13 protein-coding genes are annotated in these 15,279 nt (G+C 68.6%); 6 read left to right on the top strand and 7 right to left on the bottom strand.

Annotated features, from left to right (window positions below; translation table 11 throughout):
* Nucleotides 1-184 precede the first annotated feature (184 nt).
* From ACLJOO_RS08015 to ACLJOO_RS08000, 4 genes are read right to left on the bottom strand one after another with little or no spacing between them, the layout of a single operon-like run.
* Entirely contained in the window at nucleotides 185-1,246 is a 1,062-nt protein-coding gene (locus ACLJOO_RS08015; protein ID WP_410786195.1) for an ABC transporter ATP-binding protein, read from the bottom strand.
* Complete coding sequence (modB, locus tag ACLJOO_RS08010; RefSeq protein ID WP_410786193.1) at nucleotides 1,243-2,049, bottom strand: molybdate ABC transporter permease subunit; 807 nt, start codon at nucleotides 2,047-2,049, stop codon at nucleotides 1,243-1,245. The genes ACLJOO_RS08015 and modB overlap by 4 nt, the downstream gene beginning before the upstream one ends.
* Nucleotides 2,046-2,822: a molybdate ABC transporter substrate-binding protein gene (gene modA, locus ACLJOO_RS08005; RefSeq protein ID WP_410786192.1), complete on the bottom strand. Its 777-nt coding sequence runs from the start codon at nucleotides 2,820-2,822 to the stop codon at nucleotides 2,046-2,048. The genes modB and modA overlap by 4 nt, the downstream gene beginning before the upstream one ends.
* The gene (locus tag ACLJOO_RS08000; RefSeq protein ID WP_131296616.1) at nucleotides 2,822-3,217 is read right to left on the bottom strand and encodes a molybdopterin-binding protein; all 396 of its coding nucleotides are present in this window, start codon (nucleotides 3,215-3,217) and stop codon (nucleotides 2,822-2,824) included. Before ACLJOO_RS08000 ends, modA begins: the two co-directional genes overlap by 1 nt.
* 100 nt (nucleotides 3,218-3,317) lie before the next feature.
* On the opposite strand from ACLJOO_RS08000, the gene ACLJOO_RS07995 reads away from it, so the two are divergent.
* A complete protein-coding gene (locus tag ACLJOO_RS07995) occupies nucleotides 3,318-5,249 on the top strand; it encodes an acyl-CoA dehydrogenase (protein WP_410786191.1) in 1,932 nt (643 codons plus the stop codon).
* The gene (locus tag ACLJOO_RS07990) at nucleotides 5,242-5,868 is read left to right on the top strand and encodes a hypothetical protein (RefSeq protein WP_410786189.1); all 627 of its coding nucleotides are present in this window, start codon (nucleotides 5,242-5,244) and stop codon (nucleotides 5,866-5,868) included. Before ACLJOO_RS07995 ends, ACLJOO_RS07990 begins: the two co-directional genes overlap by 8 nt.
* 442 nt (nucleotides 5,869-6,310) lie before the next feature.
* Here ACLJOO_RS07990 and ACLJOO_RS07985 read toward each other — a convergent pair whose 3' ends face one another.
* Both ACLJOO_RS07985 and ACLJOO_RS07980 read right to left on the bottom strand, forming a co-directional pair.
* Nucleotides 6,311-6,964 carry a LuxR C-terminal-related transcriptional regulator gene (locus ACLJOO_RS07985; RefSeq protein ID WP_410786188.1) on the bottom strand — a complete coding sequence of 218 codons (654 nt, stop codon included), beginning with the start codon at nucleotides 6,962-6,964 and terminating at the stop codon, nucleotides 6,311-6,313.
* Nucleotides 6,952-8,841 carry a histidine kinase gene (locus tag ACLJOO_RS07980; RefSeq protein WP_410786187.1) on the bottom strand — a complete coding sequence of 630 codons (1,890 nt, stop codon included), beginning with the start codon at nucleotides 8,839-8,841 and terminating at the stop codon, nucleotides 6,952-6,954. Before ACLJOO_RS07980 ends, ACLJOO_RS07985 begins: the two co-directional genes overlap by 13 nt.
* Nucleotides 8,842-8,989: 148 nt before the next feature.
* Between ACLJOO_RS07980 and ACLJOO_RS07975 the strand changes: the two genes are divergently transcribed.
* Complete coding sequence (locus ACLJOO_RS07975) at nucleotides 8,990-9,295, top strand: hypothetical protein (RefSeq protein ID WP_410786186.1); 306 nt, start codon at nucleotides 8,990-8,992, stop codon at nucleotides 9,293-9,295.
* A 31-nt stretch (nucleotides 9,296-9,326) separates the two neighbouring features.
* Here the strand turns inward: ACLJOO_RS07975 and ACLJOO_RS07970 are convergent, their stop codons facing one another.
* Entirely contained in the window at nucleotides 9,327-11,816 is a 2,490-nt protein-coding gene (locus tag ACLJOO_RS07970) for a bifunctional FO biosynthesis protein CofGH (protein ID WP_410787132.1), read from the bottom strand.
* A 115-nt stretch (nucleotides 11,817-11,931) separates the two neighbouring features.
* Between ACLJOO_RS07970 and ACLJOO_RS07965 the strand changes: the two genes are divergently transcribed.
* From ACLJOO_RS07965 to ACLJOO_RS07955, 3 genes are read left to right on the top strand one after another with little or no spacing between them, the layout of a single operon-like run.
* Complete coding sequence (locus ACLJOO_RS07965; RefSeq protein ID WP_327638263.1) at nucleotides 11,932-12,486, top strand: TetR/AcrR family transcriptional regulator; 555 nt, start codon at nucleotides 11,932-11,934, stop codon at nucleotides 12,484-12,486.
* A 49-nt stretch (nucleotides 12,487-12,535) separates the two neighbouring features.
* Nucleotides 12,536-14,842, top strand: coding sequence for a CehA/McbA family metallohydrolase (locus ACLJOO_RS07960; RefSeq protein ID WP_410786185.1), 2,307 nt, complete (start codon nucleotides 12,536-12,538; stop codon nucleotides 14,840-14,842).
* Nucleotides 14,842-15,237: a hypothetical protein gene (locus ACLJOO_RS07955; RefSeq protein WP_410786184.1), complete on the top strand. Its 396-nt coding sequence runs from the start codon at nucleotides 14,842-14,844 to the stop codon at nucleotides 15,235-15,237. The genes ACLJOO_RS07960 and ACLJOO_RS07955 overlap by 1 nt, the downstream gene beginning before the upstream one ends.
* Nucleotides 15,238-15,279 lie beyond the last annotated feature (42 nt).

Genomic DNA, 15,279 nt, shown 5'->3' with positions numbered 1-15,279 from the left:
CGGCGTAGTGCACGATGTCATCACTCTCGTGTGAAGAACCCACGCACTACGAGTGAGTAACTAAACACTCTTCGTTACCGAACCGCGAATCCCGAGCGTGAATCCCCCCGAGACAACATGTCAATCCACCCCAACAACATCACAGCCCGTAACTCCGAGGCGGATGCGTCGTGCCCGGGACGACTCACACCGGGTAGGTGTGCACCTCGGTGGCTTTGAGGGTGGTGTGGAGGGGTTGGCCGGGGGTTAGGTGGAGGTCGGCTACTGCGGCGGGGGTGATGTCGGCTAGGAGGTCGGCGGGGCCGGTGGGGGAGGCGTCTAGGCGGACTCTGACTGTGTGGGCGTGTTGCTCTATGCCGGTGACTACAGCCGGCCAGGTGTTGCGGGGGCTGCCGGACGGGGGTTCTACGTAGAGGCTGACGGCGGTGGGTGGGAAGGCTACGTGGACTGGGCCGGTGGCTGGTTCGGCAAGGGTGATTGTGCCGCCCTCGGGCAGCCTGACTGCTGTGCCTGAAGCGTCCCCGCGGTAGAGGTTGAGGCCTACTAGCTGAGCCACGTAGTCGGTGCGGGGGCGGCGGGCCACCTCGGTGGGTTTGCCTTCCTGGACGACCTGGCCGTTCTCGATGATGACCAGGCGGTCGGCCAGCACCATGGCGTCCAGCGGGTCGTGTGTGACCAGGAGGGTGCGGCCTTCGAAGCGGTTGAGGTGCTGGCCCAGTTCGGCTCGGACGTGAAGCGTCGTACCGGCGTCCAGTGCGGCTAGTGGTTCGTCGAGCAGCAGGAGTTCGGGGTCGGTGGCCAGCGCCCGGGCCAGGGCCACGCGTTGCGCTTGTCCGCCGGACAGCGCGCGCGGACGAGTACGGGCGTATTCCGACAAGCCGACCGTTTCCAGCCAGCGCGTGGCCTCCAGCCGGGCGGTCTGCTTCTCCACACCGCGGGCGCGAAGGCCGAACGCTACGTTCTCCAAGCAGCTCAGGTGGTTGAACAGCAGGTAGTCCTGGAACACCACACCGATCGGCCGGCGGTCCGGCGTACGAAACGTGCGCGGTGGCTCGTCCCACACCGTGTCGTCCAGCGCGATGCGTCCGCGGTCCACTGCGAGCAGTCCGGCGATGGCACGGAGCGCTGTGGTCTTGCCGGCTCCGTTGGGGCCGAGAAGTGCGACAACCTCACCTGGCTCGACAGTCAGGTCCAGTGCGAGCTCGAAGGAGCCGCGGCTCACCTGAACATCGGCGTACAGAGTCATCGGAGTCCACCGATCCAGCGCTCGCGGAGAGATGCCAGTACGACGACAGACACCAGCAGGAGCACCAGACTCAGTACGACGGCCACGTCGGGGTCAGTCTCCAACGCCAGGTACACGGCCAACGGCATGGTCGTCGTACGGCCCGGGAAGTTGCCGGCGAAGGTGATGGTGGCGCCGAACTCACCCAGTGCACGCGCCCAGCAGAGCACTGTCCCGGCGACAACGCCAGGTGCGATCGAAGGCAGTGTCACGCGCCGGAACGTCAGCCACCGTCCGGCACCGAGTGTTGCGGCCGCCTCCTCGTACCGTGGGTCAGCGGCACGCAGTGCGCCCTCCACGGAGATCACCAGGAATGGCATAGCCACAAAGGCCTCAGCAACAATCACACCGGCAGTCGTGAACGGTAGTGAGATGCCGAACCACGTATCGAGGTGCTGACCGACCAGACCGCGTCGTCCGAGTACCAGCAACAACGCAACGCCACCAACCACCGGCGGCAGCACCAGCGGAACAGTTACGAACGCGCGGATCACACTCCGCCCCGGCAGCCCGCCGCGGGCGAGCAACCACGCCAGCGGAACACCTAATACCAAGCACAGCGCAGTAGCGGCAGTCGCGCACACCAGTGACAACCGCAGCGCCTGCCACACGTCGGCACTGAACAGGCGCCCCGGCAACGTCGACCAAGGTGCCTTGATCAGCAGACCGACCAAGGGGACGAGCAGGAACGCCAGCCCGAGCAGAGCAGGCAGCAGGAGTACCAGGGGCAGCCGCCCGCTAGTGCTCCTGCCACGACGACTCACGGTGCGTCGAATCCCGCGGCGGTCAGGACCGCCTTGCCCTTGTCGGACAAGACGTAGTCGACGAACGTCTTGGCGCCGTCCGGGTTCGGAGCCTTGGTCAGCGTGGCGATCGGGTACTCGTTCACGGCCTTGCTGGACTCCGGGAACTCGATGCCCTCGACCTTGTCCTTGGCGGACAGTACGTCGGTCTTGTACACGAGGGCCGCGTCGACTTCACCGAGGCTGACCTTGGTGAGCGCTGCCTTCACGTCCTGCTCGAGGCTGTCCGGTTGCGCGGTGATGCCGACCGCCGCGAACACCTTCGCGGCCGCCGCGCCGCACGGCACCTGTGCGGCGCAGATCGCGATCTTCTTGTCCTTGTCCGCGAAATCTTTGATCCCAGTGATCTTGCCCGGGTTGCCCTTCGGTACGGCGATCTCCAGCGTGTTCTTCACGAAGTTCGTCGGAGTGCCCTTGTCCGTGACGTCGTCCATGTTCTTCGGCGCCGCCGACGCGAAGACGTCCGCGGGCGCGCCGGAGTTGATCTGCTTCGCGAGTGCCGAGCTGCCGGCGAAGTTGAAGGTCACCTTCACGCCGGGATGCGCGGCCTCGAAGTCCTTGCCCAGCTGGGTGAACGTGCCGGTCAGCGAGGCGGCGGCGAAGACGTTCACCGTGCCCGACAGGGCGGGCGTGCTGTTCGACGGAGACGATGCCGCCGGGGTCTCGTCGCCACATGCCGCGAGGGCGAGCGCGGCGACAGCGGCGAGGGCGGCCAACGCGGTACGGCGGAACATCAGGCCTCCGGGATCTCGACGACGACATGGGTGGACTTGATGGAGGCGACGGCCACCACGCCGGGCTCGAGGCCGAGCTCGTCGGCGGCCTCGCGACTCATCAGCGACACGACGCGGAACGGCCCGGCCTGCATCTCGACCTGGGCCATCACACCGTCCTTGAGCACCCGGGTGACGATCCCCCGCATCCGGTTGCGCGCCGAGGCCGCGGCGGTATGCCCCGGCTCCGGTGAGTCCGCCAGCTCCTGGGCGAACGCGGCGAGCGCTTGCCCGTCGACGGCCATCCGTCCGTTCTCCTGCTTCGACCGCAATCGGCCCTGATCGATCCAGCGCCGCACCGTGTCGTCGCTGACCCCCAGGAGCGCGGCCGCCTCACTGATCCGCAAGTTCGGCACGAGAGACAGCCTACCGCCGCAGATGCGGATTGATGCCAGGTTTTCCACAGTCGCGAAGCGGTGACGGAAAGTAGTGGCGATTCCTCGTAAGTTATAGGGCATGAGGACATCGGCGATGCGGGACTACTTGGACGGGCCGCACAAGGCGGCGCGGGACGTCGTGCGGGCAGGGCTGGGCGCACACGCTGACTTGGGCGACCTGGCGGTCCGGCTGCCACGGGACGAGTACCGGGACCGGATCCTCGACCTGCTGCTGCAGTCGGCCGCGGACGGGCTGCCCGCGCGGGGCTATCCGAAGGAGTACGGCGGCGAGGCGGACCTGGGCGGGTTCATCGCGGCGTTCGAGACGCTGGCCTTCGGCGACCTGTCGCTGATGGTGAAGGCCGGTGTGCAGTTCGGTCTGTTCGCCGGCGCGATCCTGCACCTCGGGACCGAGAAGCATCACGAGCGGTATCTGGCGGATGCGATCAGCGGGCGGCTGCTCGGCTGCTTCGCGATGACCGAGACCGGTCACGGGTCGAACGTGCAGGCGCTCGGCACCACGGCGACGTACGACGAGGCGGCGGGAGAGTTCGTCGTCCACACCCCGTCGGCGGCGGCGCGGAAGGACTACATCGGCAACGCGGCACGGCATGGGCGGATGGCGGCCGTGTTCGCGCAGTTGATCGTCGGCGGCGAGAGCCACGGTGTGCACTGCCTGATGGTGCCGATCCGGGGTGCGGACGGTGCCGCGCTCCCGGGCGTGACCTTGTCGGACTGCGGGCCGAAGCTCGGGCTGAACGGGGTCGACAACGGGCGGGTCGTCTTCGACCAGGTCCGGGTGCCACGGGAGGCGTTGCTCGACCGCTACGCCCAGGTCGATGCGGACGGCAACTACAGCAGCGCGATCGAGAACCCGGACCGCCGGTTCTTCACCATGCTCGGCACGCTGGTGCAGGGCCGGGTGTCCGTCGGTGGCGCGGCGATCAACGCGAGCAAGGTGGCGCTGACGATCGCGATCAGGTACGGCGCTCAGCGACGTCAGTTCGGTGCTCCGGGAAGCAACGAGGAGGCGATCCTGCTCGACTACCGGATGCATCAGCGCAGGCTGCTGCCGTTGCTCGCGCGGACATATGCGCTGCACTTCGCGCAGGCCGAGCTGGTGGAGGAGTTCGCCCGGGTGTTCGACGACGACCAGGGCGAGCACGACCGGCGGGCGTTGGAGGCGCAGGCAGCGGGGACCAAGGCGCTCGGGACGTGGCACGCGACCGAGACGATCCAGATGTGCCGGGAGGCGTGCGGCGGCGCGGGATACCTGGCCGAGAACCGGTTGGCGACGCTGAAGGCGGACACCGACGTGTTCACCACCTTCGAGGGCGACAACACGGTCTTGCTGCAATTGGTGGCGAAGGGACTGCTGACGGACTACCGCGAGTCGTTCGGCAAGTTGGACCCGTTGGGTATGGCGAGGTTCGTCACGGCGCAGGCGGTGGAGATCGCGGTCGAGAAGGCGGCTTTGCGTCCGCTGATCGAGCGGCTGCGGGACGTCGTACCGAATCGGAGCGACCGGAGTGACACAGGGGATCCGGATGCCGGGTTGCGGGACGACGCGTACCACTCGGGGCTGTTGCGGTTCCGGGAGGAGCACATGCTGTCGGGAGTGGCGCGGCGGCTGAAGGGTGGGATCGATGCCGGCGACGATCCGTTCGACGTGTTCAACCGGTGCCAGGACCACGTGATCGCGGCCGGCCGGGCGCATGTGGACCGGATCGTTCTCGAGGCGTTCCAGTCCGCGGTGCGGAACGCGCCGGAGGAGATCCGGCCCCAGTTGCAGGATGTGTACGACCTGCACGCGCTGGCGACGATCGAGGCGGAGCGCGCCTGGTACCTCGAGCACGGGCGGCTCTCACCCGGGCGATCGAAGGCGATCACCGCGCTCGTCAACGAGCTGTGCGCGGTCGTCCGTCCGGCCGCGGTGGAGCTCATCGACGCGTTCGGAGTACCGGGCTCGGCAACGGAGGTGCCCATGGTTGTACCGTCGCAGCATGAGTGAGCCGATCGAACCCGCGTCGGCTGCCGAGGCCGCCCGTGAACTAGCCCGGGTGCTGCTGGAGCAGGCTGACGCTCTGGACCTGCACGACCTGCGGGCCACCGGCGCGATCGAGAACGTCCGGGTCCAGGCCCGGGCGCTCGCGGACGCCGTGCACGAACGAGGCTGGGGCGACATCTTCCTCGGGATCGACTCGTACGACCCCGACGAGCTGGACGACCTGCCGCTGGGACCGGACGACTTCGACGACCCCGCGGACTACCGGGAGATCGTCGAGGGCGGGTCCCTGGACGACCTCGAGGAGCTGGAGGAGCCGCTGCTGCCGGAGAGCGGGGTCCGGCTCAGCTACCAGGCGAGGTACGACTACGTGGTGACGGACCCGGACGCCTTCGTGCAGTACGTGCGGAGCCGCGCGGACGAGGCGCAGAACGACGAGGTGATCGACGACATCGAGGACGCCCAGTCGGCGTTCGAGCTGCTCTGTTACCTCGACGGGCTGGGCTCGAAGGAGTACGAGTCGTTCGGGCTCATCCCCGGCGGCGGCGAGGAGTCCCACAAGATCGTCGAGTTCTCCCTGTGGGATCTGGATCCCACCCGGCGGGACGACACCTACCCCTACTAGGCCGGAAAACAGGCCCGGAAAACAGAACCGCCTCGCTGTACTGGTCCCCAGCAGCACCAGTACAGAGAGGCGGTCTTCAGTAAGAAACGCCGACCGTGCCGGGCGTTGGTCGCCACCTCACTGGCGACCAACACCCCACCGGCACGGCCGGCGTCCTGCTGTTGCCCCGAGAGGGCAGTGGCCCGAAGGAGGGCGGTCCCGCGTCTCATTCCGTGACCGGCAGGGGAGGTACAGTCCGGTCGCGGACGGGAGTACTGCGAAATCCACCTGGACCTGATGCCGGCGACCCGTCCGCCGCCGACAAGAGAACGTTGTCACGCGGCCCCGCGTACCGGGAATCCTCCGGTTCAAACATTTGCATTGCCTTTGAAGTAAGCAACGCTCAGTAAAAATTCCCTCACTTTCCGTGCAGATGTTGCCTTCTGCAACAACTAACCACTCGTCAAGACTTCCTGTGCTCATTGGCGAGCTGGGTCAGGACGGCGAGCACGCGGCGGTGGGTGTCCGGGGCGTCGTCGATGCGCAGCTTCTGGAAAATGCTCCGCATGTGGCTCTCGACGGTCCGCTCGGCGAGCACCAGCTGCGCGGCGATCGCGCCGTTCGAGCGCCCCTCCGCCACCAGTGCGAGCACCTCGCGTTCCCGCGCGGACAACGCGGCCAGGGGGTCGTCGGCCCGCGTCGGCGTCACGAGGGCGGCGACGATCGCCGGATCGAGCGCCGATCCACCGTCCACGACCCGGCGCATCGCGTCCAGGAAGTCGCCGACACGCAGCACCCGGTCCTTGAGCAGGTACCCGAACCCGCCGGTGCCGACGAGTCCGACCACGTGCCGCGTCTCGATGTGCTGCGACAGCATCAGGATCGGGCGGTCCGGCCGCTCCGCGCGCAGCGTGACCGCGGCCCGCGCTCCGTCGTCCGTCATCGTCGGCGGCATCCGTACGTCGATGATGGTCAGGTCGGGATCCACCGCTCTCACGACGTCGACGAGGGAGTCCGCGGTCTCCGCCGTACCGGCGACGTCGTGCCCGTTCTCGGTCAGCAGCCGGCTCAGACCCTCACGGAACAAGGCGGAATCCTCGCCGATCACGATGCGCACGGGATCTCCACGGTGATCGAGGTCCCGGCCCCGGGCGGGCTGTCGACCGTGAACTCTCCGCCGACCGAAGCGACCCGGTCTCGCATCGACGTCAGCCCGAACCCCTCCCGGGCCCCGCCGACACCGTCGTCACGTACGACGGCCCGCAGTACCTGATCGGTCACGCCGACAGAGATCGAGATCCGGGTCGCCCGCGCGTGCTTGAGCGCGTTCGCGATCGCCTCGCCGACCGTGAAGTAGATCGTCGTCGCCGCACTCTCACCGACTTCCAGTTCGGGTACGACGAGATCGACCGGCAGCGTGCTGTCCGCGACCAGCTCCCGCAGTGCGACGGCAAGACCGTCGTCGAGCCGACTCGGCCGTACGCCGTGCGCGATCCGCCGGAGCTCCGCGACAGTGTGCTCGAGCGTTTCCACCACCTCGTCGAGCTCCCGGTACGCCGGTACGCCGGGCGACAACTGGTACTGCACTGACCGTAGCCGCATCCCGATCGCGATCAGCCGCTGCTGCGCGCCGTCGTGCAGATCGCGCTCCAGCCGCTGTCGCTCCGCGTTGACCTCGTCCATCAGCCGGGCCCGACTCGACCGCACCTCGGCCAGCGCTTCCCGGAGCTCCAGGCGCAACCGGCTGACCTCGATCGGCAGCCGGGCCTCCACGACCGCTTCGCGCGCCCGCCGGACCCGCCGCGCAGACGTCGTACCGAGGACCAACGCGCCGACCACGGAGTCGCCGGTCTGCAACGGGATCGCGTCGTCGGGTACGACGAGTTCCGCTCCGGGGCGACGCAGCAGCACCCGCAGCCCGGGGTCGTCGAGCGCGGAGCGCAGAACGGACTCGATCTGCTCCGGCTCGGCCTCCCCGTCGCGGACTCGCCGGACGAAGGCGCGGATCCGAGCCAGCGCGACGGTCCGGTCCGGGTCGACCAGCCTGCCGATCGCGCGGTGGATCCAGTGGTACAGCGGAAGCAGGACAAGTGCGGTGACGAAGGCCGCGGTCGTGATGCCGACCCGGTCGGGGAAGTATCCGCCGACCACCAGGACCACGACCGCGAACACGCTCGCCGAGATCAGGGTGGTGACGAGCCAGCTGACGGTCGCGCCGAGCAGCCGGTCGATGTCGAACAGGTCGTGCCGCAGGATCGCGACGGTGATCGCGGCCGGGACGAGGAAGAGCATGGCGATCAGGAACCAGGTGTAGGCCAACGTCCCGGGCACGCCGAGCGCGGTCGCCAGCCAACTCGCGGCGAGCAGGATCGGCACGGAGAGCGCCGCGGCCATCAACCAACGCAACCGTTCCCGGGTGAGCTGATCGCCCCGCCGGTACCGCACCACAAGGCTGGACGCGGCCGCGAGCAACGTCGCGAGGAACCCCCCGAAGGCGACGACGATCAGGATCACCGGCACCGGGGTCAGAGGGCCCTCACGCCCGACGACGTAGGTCACCAACGTGGCCGAGACCGGCATCGCCGCCCAGATCCACCGCCACCGGCGCCCCGGCAGCAAACCGTCCGGAAACAGCAGCACCAACGTGACGAACCCGACGAAGAGCCACGGCCATGCGCCAACCGCGACCTCGTCCACAGTGGTGGCCGACGGCCACGGCGTCGAGGTTCGAGCTGTCGCGCCCCAGTCCTCGGCCAGGAAGACCAGGGCGGGCGTCGTGGCCGTCAGCGTCAGCGCGGGCCCGATCGGACTCGCCGGTACCCGAACGGCGACAAGCCAACCGAGGAGCAGCGCCGGCAGCAACAGAGCCGTCGTCAGCGGCCAGTACCCGGGCGAATCGATCGAGGGCGGGCCGTAGGCGAGCACCGCGCGTACGGCGGCGGCCGCGACGAACAGGGCCGTCGCGGCAACGACCAGACGCCGAGTCCGGAGCACAACCACATGATGACGGCGGAGCGCCGCTCGCGCACCAGTGCCAGCACTTAGTGGCCGGCCACGACCGAAGTCCGGCGACAGCACCGATGTGGAAGGCAGTGCGGCGAAGCGATCGTGAGGGGGTCAACTACTCGAGGAGGGGATTCCCGTGATCGCCATCGCCACCGTCCTGTTCGCCTTTCCGCTCGGCTTCTTCCTGCGCAACCGGCTGTCGGCCTACGTCGCGTACGTCGCGATCTTCGGCTACTGCTTCACGTTCCAGTTGGTGTACCTGATGCGCAGCTGGGTCGGCGACCACAGCCAGGCGTTCCCGGCGGATCCGAACGCCTGGCCGTTCGGGTACTTCGTCGTCACGGGCAGCATCTACGTCGTCGGCAACCTGCTGGTCGCGCTCGGGCACCGGGTCGGCAGCAAGCGCCGTAACCGGGCCGTCGACCTCGACCCGGTCAAGTGACCAGTCGCCTGGCGCTCCCGGAGGAGGAGCGTCAGGCGAGTTCGAGCTCGGTCGCCGGGCGGGCCGGGACGTCGCCGTACGTCGTGGTTCGCTGGCGGGCCGGGCGGCCGGCGGCGGTGGCCATCGCGGTGAGTTCGGCGATCGACTTGCGGCTGCCGTGCTTGGAGCCGGCCATCCGGCTGATGGTCTCCTCCATCAGCGTGCCGCCGATGTCGTTGACGCCGCCGTTCAGTACGTCGACGCAGCCGTCCACGCCGAGCTTCACCCACGAGCACTGGATGTTGTCGATCCGCCCGTGCAGCATGATCCGCGCCATCGCGTGCACCGCCCGGTTCTCGTCGTACGTCGGGCCCGGCCGGGCGACGCCGGCCAGGTAGATCGGCGAGTTCTGGTGGATGAACGGGAGCAGCACGAACTCGGTGAAGCCGCCGGTCTCGTCCTGCACCGCGGCGATCGTGCGCAGGTGCTGGACCCAGTGGTGCGGCGCGTCGACGTGGCCGTACATCATCGTCGAGCTGGACGGCAGGCCGACCTTGTGCGCGGTGCTGATCACCTCGATCCAGCTTGCCGTCGGCAACTTTCCCTTGGTGAGGATCCAGCGCACGTCGTCGTCGAGGATCTCGGCCGCGGTGCCGGGGATGCTGTCCAGGCCGGCCTCCTTCACCGAGATCAGGAACTCCTCGATCGACAGGCCGGTGCGGACCGAGCCGTTCACGATCTCCATCGGCGAGTACGCGTGGACGTGCATCTCCGGGACCCGGTCCTTGACCGCGCGGACCAGGTCGGCGTACGCCGTACCGGGAAGGTCGGGGTGGATGCCGCCCTGCATGCAGACCTCGGTCGCGCCGATCACCCACGCCTCCTCGGCGCGCTGGCCGACCTCGTCCATCGACAGGGAGTAGGCGTCGGCGTCGGTACGGCGCTGGGCGAACGCGCAGAACCGGCAGCCGGTGTAGCAGACGTTGGTGAAGTTGATGTTCCGGTTCACCACATAGGTGACGTCGTCCCCGACTGTTGCCTTCCGCAAGTTGTCCGCGATCTCCGCGAGCTGGTCGAGCGCCGGCCCGGTAGCAGTCATCAACGTGAGCGCCTGGGAATCGGAAAGCCCGGCGGGGTCACGCTCAGCGGCGGCGAGAGCTTCTTTCACATCACCTTCGATCCGTTCAGGTGCCGAACGACCGGCGACCTGCTCGCGCAGTACATCCCAGTCGCCGTACGCCGCGTCGAAGTCGGACCTCGTTTCCGTACGCCGGCCCTCGGTATCGATTGCGGTGTGGAGGTCGGTGCGGCCGACGCTGTCCCAGCCGCCGTCGGGCTCCTGCCACGGCAGGCCGACCGGCCGCGCCTCCTCGTTCGCGAGACCCGTGGCAGGATCGACCAAAGCCTCCACGTGGGAGATGAGTCGCGGGTCGAGCCATGGCTCGCGGAGGTACTCGGGATGCGCCGTCAGCCGCTCCCGAAGGGTGAACCCGGCGTCGGCGGTCACCTTCGCGAGGTCGTCGATCTGCGGCCACGGGCGCTCCGGGTTCACGTGGTCCGGGGTGAGCGGCGAGACCCCGCCGAAGTCGTCCACGCCGGCGTCGAGCAGCGCACGGCACTCGGAGAGGTCGACCAGGTTCGGCGGCGCCTGGACGCGGACCCGCGGCCCGAGCACGATCCGCGTCACGGCGATCGCGGCCAGCCACTCGTCCAGCGGTACGTCGGCGTCGTTGCGCATCGCGGTGTCCGGCTTCACCCGGAAACCCTGGATGATGACTTCCTGGATGCCGTTGTACTGCCGGGCGATTTTCCGCAACGCGAAAATCGAGTCGGAACGTTCCGGCAGCGTTTCCCCGATGCCGATCAGCAGCCCGGTCGTGAACGGCACGTTCGACCGCCCGGCGTCCTCGAGCACCCGGAGCCGGACCGCCGGGTCCTTGTCGGGCGACCCGAAGTGCGGCTGGCCCTTCTCCTCGAACAGCCGCCGCGACGTGGTCTCCAGCATCATCCCCATGCTCGGCGCGACCGGCTTCAGCCGCTGCAGGTCCTGCCACGACATCACGCCGGGGTTCAGATGCGGCAGCAGACCGGTCTCCTCGAGGACCCGGATCGCCATCGCCCGGACGTAGTCGAGCGTGCTGTCGTACCCAGCCTCGTCGAGCCACTGCCGCGCCGCGTCCCACCGCTCCTCGGGCGCATCGCCCAGCGTGAACAGCGCCTCCTTGCAGCCCAGCGCCGCTCCCTGCCGCGCGATCTCCAGCACCTCGTCGGGCGACAGGTACGGCGCGTGCACCCGGCCGGGCGTGGTCGCGAACGTGCAGTAGTGGCACCTGTCCCGGCACAACCGCGTCAGCGGGATGAAGACCTTCTTCGAGTACGTGATGATCCCCGGCCGGCCGGCGTCGGCCAGCCCTTGGTCGCGGACCCTTGCCGCGGTGGTCATCAGCGCGGTCAGCGCGTCGCCGGTCGCGCCGAGCAGCACCTCCACCTCCACCGGGTCGAGGGTCTTGCCGTCGTCCGCGCGCTTCAGGGCGCGCCGCATCGCTGTCGTCAGTTCAGGGGCCACGAAATCCGAGCCTAAGTCGCGGAAAACGCTGGATCCCGCGATTCCGGACAGCAAAATCAATCCGTACAGATGTCCTGATAGTTTGCTGTTCGTGCAGGTCAGGCGGGGTGTCGACGGGCGCCGGGCGCGCGGTGAGCAGCGCCGGAGCGAGCTGCTCGCGGCGACCTTGACCGTGATCGAACGCGACGGAGTCGCAGGTGTGAGTCATCGCGCGGTGGCTGCGGTGGCCGATGTCTCGGTCGCCTCGATCACCTATCACTTTCCGACACTGGACGACCTCCTGGTCGCGGCCCTCCAGTCGGCCGCGGAGGACCTCGCCGTCGAGCTGCACGGTCGCGGGAGCGAGCTGGGTGCGCGACCCGCCGACGAGTTGGCGCGGCTGATCGAGCACAGCGTCGTACGGCGACGTGGCCGGACGCTGGCGCTCTACGAGTTGTACCTGTACGCGGCTCGGCGGCCGGACCTGCGGGAGACGGCCGGCGCGTGGTTGGAGCCGTTGACCGAGATCGCCAGGGCGTTCACCGCGGATCCCCAGAAGGCGAGGCTGTTGGTGGCCGCCCTGGACGGCCTCTTGATGCAGGCGCTGATCGGCGCCCGCGACCTGGACCAGGCCGACGTCGCCGCGTTATTAGAGGTGCTGAGGTAGACCACGCCGAGTAGGGTCGCGAAGGAACTCGCCAACAGGGAGGTCCTCGGTGTCAGAGCCCCCAGTACAGCCATTGTTCGCATCCGCAGCCCGCGCCGTCCGGAAACTGCAGGACCTCGGCGATCCGCTGCCCGCCGAGGCGGTCACTCAGCTGTCCAAGCTGGAGAGCAGCTCGCTGAGCGACGCGGAGCGCCGTACGCAGCTCGAGACTCTGCTGCGGCCGTTCGTCCTGCTGGACGTGTCGATCGACGAGCGCGGGACGGCGCTGTGCGCGCCCGGTGCCGCGCCGCCGCGACTTGTCCAGCACGGTTGGCGCAGCTTCCTGGTGCGGGTGTCCAATCCGCATCGGCTCGAGGCCAACCTGAGCACGGGGAACGGCGGGGTGTACGGGCTGATCGACTACCACAGCCACTCCGCGCGGATCGCGCTGGCCGACACGCTGACCGTCGTGCCGCGGATCAAGAACGCGTGGTTGGACGCGAAGCTCGCCGGGCCCGGTGAGCTGTCCGGATTCGAGGTCGAATACAAGGTGATCAGCCTCTACAGCCGCGACGGCGGCGTCCGGTCGGGCGGGTTGATGCTGGTCGCCGAGGACGAGCACAACCATCACAGTCTGAGCCGGACGCCGCAGGGGCTCGCCTACCAGCGGACGAGCTTCGAGTTGGGCGAGTACGCCGCGTCGTTCGAGTTCGACTGCGCGCCGGCAGACGAGATCCGGATCGACGTCCGCGAGCCCGACGGGCGGAGTTGCATGGCCGCGATCACGGTCCGGGACGCGCAAGGGCGTACGTACCCGTCGAAGGCGATGCGGCTGGCGCCGGACATGTTCTTCCACGAGCACGTGTACCGGGCGACAGGCGAGATGATCCGGCTGCCCGCGGGGCGGTACGAGATTTCCGCGATCCGCGGGCCTGAGTATCGGCCGGTGCTGCTGGACGCCGACGTCGACGCGGAAACGTCGGAAATTCCGATCATGCTCGACCGCTGGGTCGATCCGGCGAGCCGCGGCTACTACTCGGGCGACCCGCACATCCACGCCGGCGGCTGCTCGCACTACAACGTTCCGAGCGAAGGCGTCACGCCGGAAACGATGATCCGGCACGTCCGCGGCGAGGGCCTGTGGCTCGGCAGCGTGCTCACCTGGGCGCCCTGCTACTACCACCAGAAACAGTTCTTCACCGGTGCGGCGATCAGCCCGCCGGCCGACCTGGAAGATCCGGCGATGCAGGCCGCGCAGGGCATGACCTGGGCCCCGCAGCCGACCGATCGGGACGGGGAAAGCACCCTGCGGTACGACGTGGAAGTTTCCGGGTTTCCGTCCAGTCATTCCGGCCATCTGATTCTGCTCGGCCTCACCGACCAGGACTACCCCGGAACGAATCTGATCGAGGACTGGCCGTCCTGGAACCTGCCGGTACTGCGCTGGGCCAAGGAACAGGGGGCACTGGTCGGATACGCGCACTGTGGAATCGGGCTGGGCGTCGGCACCGAGGAACTCCCGAACTACATCGTCCCGTCGTTCCAGGGCATCGGCTCCAACGAGATCGTCGTCGACGTACCGCTCGGAACGGCCGACTTCCAGTGCGGCACCCAGTTCGCACCCGCGGCCGAGCTGAACATCTGGTACCACCTGCTCAGCGTCGGCTACCGCACCCTGATGCTCGGCGAGACCGACTATCCGTGCATCTACGACGACGGCCCGGGAGTCGGGCGGACGTACGTGCGACTGGCCGAGCCGCCGACCGGACCACAGGCGATCGAGGCGTGGAACACCGGTCTGCGGGAGGGCGCGTCGTACTTCGGTGACGGCCGCAGTCACGTGTTCGACCTGGCCGTCGACGGTGACGTCAGCCGTGAGCACCCGATGGACGGGCCCGGCCCGGTGCGGGTCAGCGCGACCGTCGCCGCGTGGCTGCCCGAGGAGCCGCCGCCGGCGCCGCCGGGGCGGCTGGTGTACAGCGCGCCGATGGGCTGGCACCTCGAACGTGCCCGGATCGGAACGTCCCGGAAAGTCCTGCTGGAGGTCGTGCTCAACGGCGTCCCGGTGGCAACGCAGGAATTGGTTGCCGACGGCACCGAGCAGCAGGTTTCCTTCGACCTGCCGGTCGAGCGCTCGTCCTGGCTGGCGCTGCGGATCCTGCGCAGCGTGCACACCCAGCCGATCTTCCTCGAGGTCGGCGGCCGCCCGATCCGGGCGTCCCGCCGCAGCGCTCAGTGGCTGCACGACTCCGTCGACCAACTGTGGAAGGTGAAGTCGGGATTCATCCGGGAGAGCGAGCGGGACGCCGCGCGGCAGGCGTACGACGAGGCGCAGGCTGCGTACCGCTCGCGAGGCGAAGAATGTGAGGTCGACTGATGACGCACCAGGCACCCGCGATCGGCTGTTGCGGACCGGTCGACACCGATGCGCCGCTCGCCGTGACGATCAACCCGGAGGCGCGCGTGAACGTTGCCCGCAGCGGTGCGCCGATCGGGACCCTGAAGCCAGGCGAGTGGCACACGCTCGCCGTGACGGTCGTCAACGACGGTTTCGTCACCGGGCCGTTGGCCGTCGAGGCCGAACCGGTCCGCGGACTCCAGTTGGACCTGCCGGTGCACGAACTGAGCGGTGAGCATCGTCAGGAGGCGGCGTTCCGGGTCCTGCTCGACTCGCCCACGGTCGTCGACGTGACCCTGACCTTCCGCGCTCTCGGCGCACTCGGCGGGCTCGCCAACCACAGCACGATCAGCCTTCTACTGTCAGCACAGTAGCGCGCGAGCTACCTATGGTCGGGTGCTGAGGCCAGGGCCTGG

The organism is Kribbella sp. C-35 (assembly GCF_046549195.1).
Taxonomy (GTDB): Bacteria; Actinomycetota; Actinomycetes; order Propionibacteriales; family Kribbellaceae; genus Kribbella.
The sequence above is the reverse complement of the archived record's forward strand: the minus strand, read 5'-3'. Positions and strand labels throughout refer to the sequence as shown.